The following is a 5584-nucleotide window of genomic DNA, read 5'->3' on the forward strand; positions in this document are numbered from 1 at the left end:
CCCGCAGTTATCAAGCCGTAGCAAGTTGTTTAGATGCCCCCGATTCTCCATTAAGACCCTACCGCCCGCATATTAGCCCACAAGGGTCATTTAGGTACGGTACAGTGATTCGTCCGCTTTTGGAAGATGAAGAATACGACGTTGATTTGACCTGTAAACTACATATTTCTGAAAGCCAAATTTCGCAACAGTGGTTAAAACAAGTAGTAGGTGACCACCTGAAAGCAAATGAAACCTACAAGCGCATGCTTGCACCCGAAAAACGGAGATGTTGGCGACTGCAATACAATGACCAGTTTCGTTTTCATTTAGACATTGTACCGTCTATTCCAGACAGCCCTCAGTATATTCAACAACTCACTACACTACTGGCTGTACCCAGTTCGCTTGCCATCCATGCCCTTTGTATTACTGATAATGAAACGTGGCATACTGATGTTGATTTTCCCAAAAGCAATCCCGAAGGCTATGCATTGTGGTTTTTACAAACAATGAAAGTGGAGTTTGATCGCCGACGTATGCTTATGGCAGAGCAAATGAAAATGAGTGTGGATGATGTACCTGAGTACCGAGTAAAAACCCCTTTACAACGGGTAGTACAACTTTTGAAGCGGCACCGAGATTTGCGCTATGGCGATAACCCCAATGCACCCATTTCGATAATCATTACTACCCTTGCCGCCAAAGCTTACCAAAACGAAACCGATATTTTTGTAGCCCTACGTAATGTATTGAGCCGAATGGCAAGTTTTATTGAGTGGGATGACCAAGGCAATAGGGTTGTGAAAAACCCCGTAAATCCACTCGAAAACTTTGCTGATAAATGGGCAGAAAACCCCGAAAAGAAAGAATTGTTTTTTGAATGGCTCAACCGAGCGAAGCGAGATTTTGACCAGCTTGCTCAAAAACGTGGACTACCCGAACTTGCAGTACCGTTGCAACAATACTTTGGTGAAAATATAGTGAGAAAAGCCCTTAATGAGGTGGCTGAACAAACGCTGAAAGAACGAGAAGCCAACCGCCTCTTTATGGCGGCAGGAACAGGAATTTTGAGTTCACAACAGACCCCAAAAAGTGTACCTGTAACCCAACACAATCCGTATGGAAGCGATAAAGGTTAAAAAGCTGACCCCTTTAATGCAGGGAGCAAGGTTAAAAACCTTGTTCCCCCTGTCTGATTTTACGGTGCTGGCACACGGTTTGGGTATTAAGTGGAAAGGCTGCCTACAACCCAATCCTATCAGCCAACTTTATCAAATAAGCGTCACGTATTTTCAAGGTAAACCGCCAATTACCAAAGTACATACACCGTTAATTATTCCCGATGGCAAAAAACTCCCTCATGTATATTCACAGACCAAACAGGAGCTTTGTCTCTATTATCCCAAAAACAACGAATGGCACAGCGGTTTATGGATTGTAGAAACCATTGTCCCCTGGGCATCAGAATGGCTATATCATTACGAAAACTGGGTAGCTACTGGCGATTGGAAGGGTGGTGGAATTGAGCACGAACAACCCAGCAAAGTAGAGGTAGAATCAAAGAAAAGGTTCAGTGCACTTCTACCCAAATTATTGAAACATTAACCAAGCTCAACATGGAATACACCATACCGCTGCTTCCACTGCCACAAGATATAGAAACAAGGATAGTGTTGAAAAAAACGGCCAAGGCGCATCAGAGATTGGCCGAACTGAAAGGTATTGCCCAAACCATCCCTAATGATGCTATTATTATCAATACGCTGGCATTACAAGAAGCAAAAGACAGTTCGGCTATCGAAAATATCATCACTACCCACGACGAGCTTTACCAAAGTGATACCCTCAAACGTCAGTTTGCAACAATGGCCGCCAAAGAGGTACACAGTTACGCCCAGGCCCTCAAACATGGCTATGAATTGGTACGCTTGCATAGTATCTTGACCAACAATTACATTATTCAGATACAGGGCATCATCGAAGAAAACAGTGCGGGTTTTAGGAAATTGCCAGGAACCGCCCTCAAAAACGAACAAACTGGCGAAACCGTGAACAGTTCATCAACGATTCAGAAAGCTCCGACCTCGACCCCTTGGTAAAAATGGCCATCATTCACCATCAGTTTGAGAGTATTCATCCGTTTTACGACGGCAACGGCCGCACGGGGCGTATCATCAATATTCTGTATCTGGTTAAAGAAGGATTGCTGACACTCCCCATTCTGTACCTAAGCCGCTACATCAATCAACACAAAGCCGAATATTACCGCCTGCTCCAACAGACCCGCCAAAGCCAAGATTGGGAGCCGTGGTTGTTGTTTATGCTTGAAGGTGTGGCCCAAACAGCCCAGCAAACCACCCAAATGATTGTGAACATCAAAACCCAAATGCAGGAGGTGAAGCATACCATGCGGAGCCAACTCCCCAAAATATACAGCCAAGACCTGCTCAACAACCTGTTTAACCACCCCTACACCAAAATTGAGTTTGTCATGAACGAGTTGTTATTGAGTAAACCCACTGCCATCAAATACCTTGATGCACTCATTGAAGTAGGTATTTTACAAAAACACAAAATAGGACGAGAAACCTATTATATCAATCAACGGCTCTTTGAAACAATCATGAATGTTCCTAAACTGTAAACAAAATCCCGTTTTTCTTTACCTATTGCAAAAACAAGTAAACAAAACGCCATTTTTCTTTACCTATTTTACGCATTGTACTCGATTTCTAATTTGTGCAAGTCCCGCTTGCATAATTAACCCAATAACCCCCATGAACAACCCCAAAAACTCCCTCCCCAACGGCTGGTCCCTCAAAAAATTGGGGGAAATAATAAACTATAAAAAAGGGTTTGCTTTTAAATCTGTTGATTATCAGCAAAATGGAGTAAGAATTGTTAGAATTTCAGATACAACTTCTGATTCAATAAAAGAAGATGGGAAAATATTTATTGATTACTTTCTATCCGTACACTTTATTTAGGTTTAAGTAGAGAAGAAATTTTCAAAGTTCTTTGACAACATTGAGAAAATGTAGTAAGCAATATCGGAATGATGCGCTATTGCTTTTTGAGCAATAGTAATAGGACTCATCTTGTTTATGCTGTCAACTCTTAGGAAAGGGGCTATCGCTTTATGATTTTGTTCTTTGAGAAGCAGCCCGATACAAAATGTGAATATAAACGCGATTGCTACAACAATAATGAGATTTTGTACCCTTACTGGCTGACCGAGCCTTGATTTTTGAAGCTGAAATCCTGCTGATTTGAATTGTTTGAACATGGTTTCAATTTTAAATCGTCGCCTGTAATATTGACATGCCATTGGTCCTAGCTCCATATTAGTTAGTATTGCAATAGGGTCTTGAAAGTTTTTACCTTTCCAAAGCACAGCATGACTACCAAGGCAAGCGTGTTCTATAAAAATAGACTCTTGGCTCTGCAAAAGGGGCAAAAGGGCGTCAATACGGCCTACTTCACCGTTAAAATCTATTTGTCTATCCACAGAGGTCCGCAGAACATATTCCCAGTTTTGCCTTTGACAGAAGTTACGAAGCAGACTGCCATCAAACTCGCCGTCTCCAAGAAGTACTATCCTACAAGGTTGTTGACTATGAAAGAATTGGTGAAATTGACTTACTAAATCCGTATGTAACTCATCAGCGAAATGCCCTTTGGGAGCTTCTTTGGTAAGCCAAACTACGGGAATAGCATATTTCTTCCATATCACTGAGAGCATCAGAGTACAACAGCCTTGAGCTGTTTGGCTTCCATCTATGACAAGCACTAACTCGCCACTTTTAGCTAATTGAAGTAATAAAGTGTGAATATAGGGCGCAAAAAAGCTGTCCCAATCAGTCCATTTGCTTGATAGCCAACGCTTGGCTTGTTTGATACGGCTCTCACTTTGACGAATATCCATTGCTGAACCTGAACCCAAACTGCTCAGACTACTGCTTCTGGTTTGAGCACAGCACACAACCATAGATGACAGCATTTTAAGACGACGCAAATGATTACCTTTTACTTCATGTTTTGAACATCGTTTAAAAAAATCCAACGTATCTTTGTATAGGCTTCGGCTCATTGGGGGGAGATTGTGATGTAGGAAACCACAAAATTCCCCCTCTCTATTCATTTTCTCAATATGTCAAAGAACTATTCCCAAAATCTTCTGTCGAAACAGTCAGTTAAAAGTGTACGGTCATCAAATTGATTACAAAAAGGCAGAAAATTACATTGAATATAGGCTGGAAGAGAATGATATAATTGTAGCAACAGTTGGTTCTCGACCACCAATGTACGACTCAATGGTAGGTAAAGCTATATTAGTGCGGAAAGAATTTGTCGGCTCTTTATTAAACCAAAATGCGGTAAAGTTAATACCAATTCAAGATTATGATAGTAGAGTGATTTATGAGCATCTAAGAATGCCTACTTATATTAAGTATATTGAAGATTTGGTTAGAGGAAATGCTAATCAAGTAAGTATAACTTTAAATGATTTATTTGCGTTTGAAATTCCCCTCTCCCCGAACAGCAGAAAATAGCGACCATATTGGGTACTTGGGATGCCGCCATCCAAACCACCACCACCCTGCTCGCTGCCCTCCAAAAACGCAAAAAAGGGCTGATGCAACAACTCCTTACCCCTAAACCAGACTGGAAAGAGGTGAGGTTGGGGGAGTGTTTTTCAGAAAGGAACGAAACGGGCTTTAATCATTTACCATTGTTGGCTATTACTTCTTCTAATGGTGTAGTACCAAGGGAAAGTATTGAAAAACGAGATACTTCAAATGAAGACAAGAGTAAATATTTAAGAATTTGTAAAGGTGATATTGGCTATAATACTATGCGAATGTGGCAGGGAGTTTCGGGTGTATCACAGTATGAAGGCATTGTAAGTCCTGCCTACACTATCTTAATTCCTCGACAAGAAATAAATGTTAGCTATTTGTTCAAATTTAGTCCCATGATACATCTTTTTTGGCGGTATTCTCAGGGCTTAGTAGATGACACTTTGAATTGTAAATATGATAGTTTTAGAAGAATCAAAATCAACCTCCCCTCTCTCGCCGAGCAAATCCACATTGCCGCCATCCTAAACACTGCCGATGCGGAGCTACGGCAAACGGAGGCGTATTTGGAAAAACTCAAAACCCAAAAACGGGGCCTGATGCAGCAGCTATTGACGGGGAAAGTGCGGGTAACAACAACTTAAAAGCGATGCAAATCATGTACGTAGATGAAAGCGGCGACAATGGTCACTCAAAATATGGTTCACAACATTATATTTTGAGTGGAATTATCGTGAGCGAAGATGACTGGCAGGAATCTCTCAACAGAATGAAGTCGTTTCGTAAATATCTCAAAGATACGTATGGATTATTGATTCGGACTGAGCTACATGCGGCTGAATTGATACGGGTTAGCAAAATCGAAGAGTATAGAAAAATTCATAAATCTCAAAGAATCAATATTTTAAAAGAGTTTATACGGCAGATACCTGATTACTGGACAAAAGTTAAGCTCATGGGGACAGAGCATATTTATTTTTTTTAGCCATAACTATCAAGTACTCTATAAAAATTACAATTTT

At 40.9% G+C, this 5584-nt stretch carries 9 protein-coding genes; 8 read left to right on the forward strand and 1 reads right to left on the reverse strand.

The annotated features are described in order from the left end of the window. The 5 genes from G563_RS38490 to G563_RS38165 all read left to right on the forward strand — a co-directional run. On the forward strand, window positions 1-1121 hold a 1121-nt coding region (locus tag G563_RS38490; RefSeq protein ID WP_037327418.1), incomplete at its 5' end, for a nucleotidyltransferase domain-containing protein. Between the two features lie 16 nt (window positions 1122-1137). Then, the gene (locus tag G563_RS35220; RefSeq protein WP_510186883.1) at window positions 1138-1587 is read left to right on the forward strand and encodes a type II CBASS E2 protein; all 450 of its coding nucleotides are present in this window, start codon (window positions 1138-1140) and stop codon (window positions 1585-1587) included. 11 nt (window positions 1588-1598) lie between these two features. Next, window positions 1599-2081: a Fic/DOC family N-terminal domain-containing protein gene (locus G563_RS38970; protein ID WP_229598527.1), complete on the forward strand. Its 483-nt coding sequence runs from the start codon at window positions 1599-1601 to the stop codon at window positions 2079-2081. Window positions 2082-2083: 2 nt separating this feature from the next. Beyond that, the gene (locus G563_RS38975; RefSeq protein WP_229598528.1) at window positions 2084-2626 is read left to right on the forward strand and encodes a Fic family protein; all 543 of its coding nucleotides are present in this window, start codon (window positions 2084-2086) and stop codon (window positions 2624-2626) included. A gap of 133 nt (window positions 2627-2759) precedes the next feature. Beyond that, window positions 2760-2969: a restriction endonuclease subunit S domain-containing protein gene (locus G563_RS38165; protein ID WP_157585449.1), complete on the forward strand. Its 210-nt coding sequence runs from the start codon at window positions 2760-2762 to the stop codon at window positions 2967-2969. A 2-nt stretch (window positions 2970-2971) separates the two neighbouring features. Here G563_RS38165 and G563_RS0118160 read toward each other — a convergent pair whose 3' ends face one another. Further along, on the reverse strand, window positions 2972-4072 hold the full coding sequence (locus G563_RS0118160; protein ID WP_169579780.1) for a transposase: 1101 nt from the start codon (window positions 4070-4072) through the stop codon (window positions 2972-2974). A 109-nt stretch (window positions 4073-4181) separates the two neighbouring features. On the opposite strand from G563_RS0118160, the gene G563_RS38495 reads away from it, so the two are divergent. Genes G563_RS38495 through G563_RS0118175 form a run of 3 tightly spaced genes read left to right on the forward strand, consistent with a single transcriptional unit; the run spans window position 4182 to window position 5547 of the window. Beyond that, entirely contained in the window at window positions 4182-4535 is a 354-nt protein-coding gene (locus tag G563_RS38495) for a restriction endonuclease subunit S domain-containing protein (RefSeq protein WP_028666551.1), read from the forward strand. Window positions 4536-4543: 8 nt separating this feature from the next. Beyond that, complete coding sequence (locus G563_RS0118170; protein WP_211235291.1) at window positions 4544-5206, forward strand: restriction endonuclease subunit S; 663 nt, start codon at window positions 4544-4546, stop codon at window positions 5204-5206. Between the two features lie 5 nt (window positions 5207-5211). Beyond that, complete coding sequence (locus G563_RS0118175; RefSeq protein WP_028666553.1) at window positions 5212-5547, forward strand: DUF3800 domain-containing protein; 336 nt, start codon at window positions 5212-5214, stop codon at window positions 5545-5547. Window positions 5548-5584: the final 37 nt, after the last annotated feature.

Source organism: Runella zeae DSM 19591 (assembly GCF_000423565.1).
In the GTDB taxonomy this organism is placed as follows: Bacteria; Bacteroidota; Bacteroidia; order Cytophagales; family Spirosomataceae; genus Runella; species Runella zeae.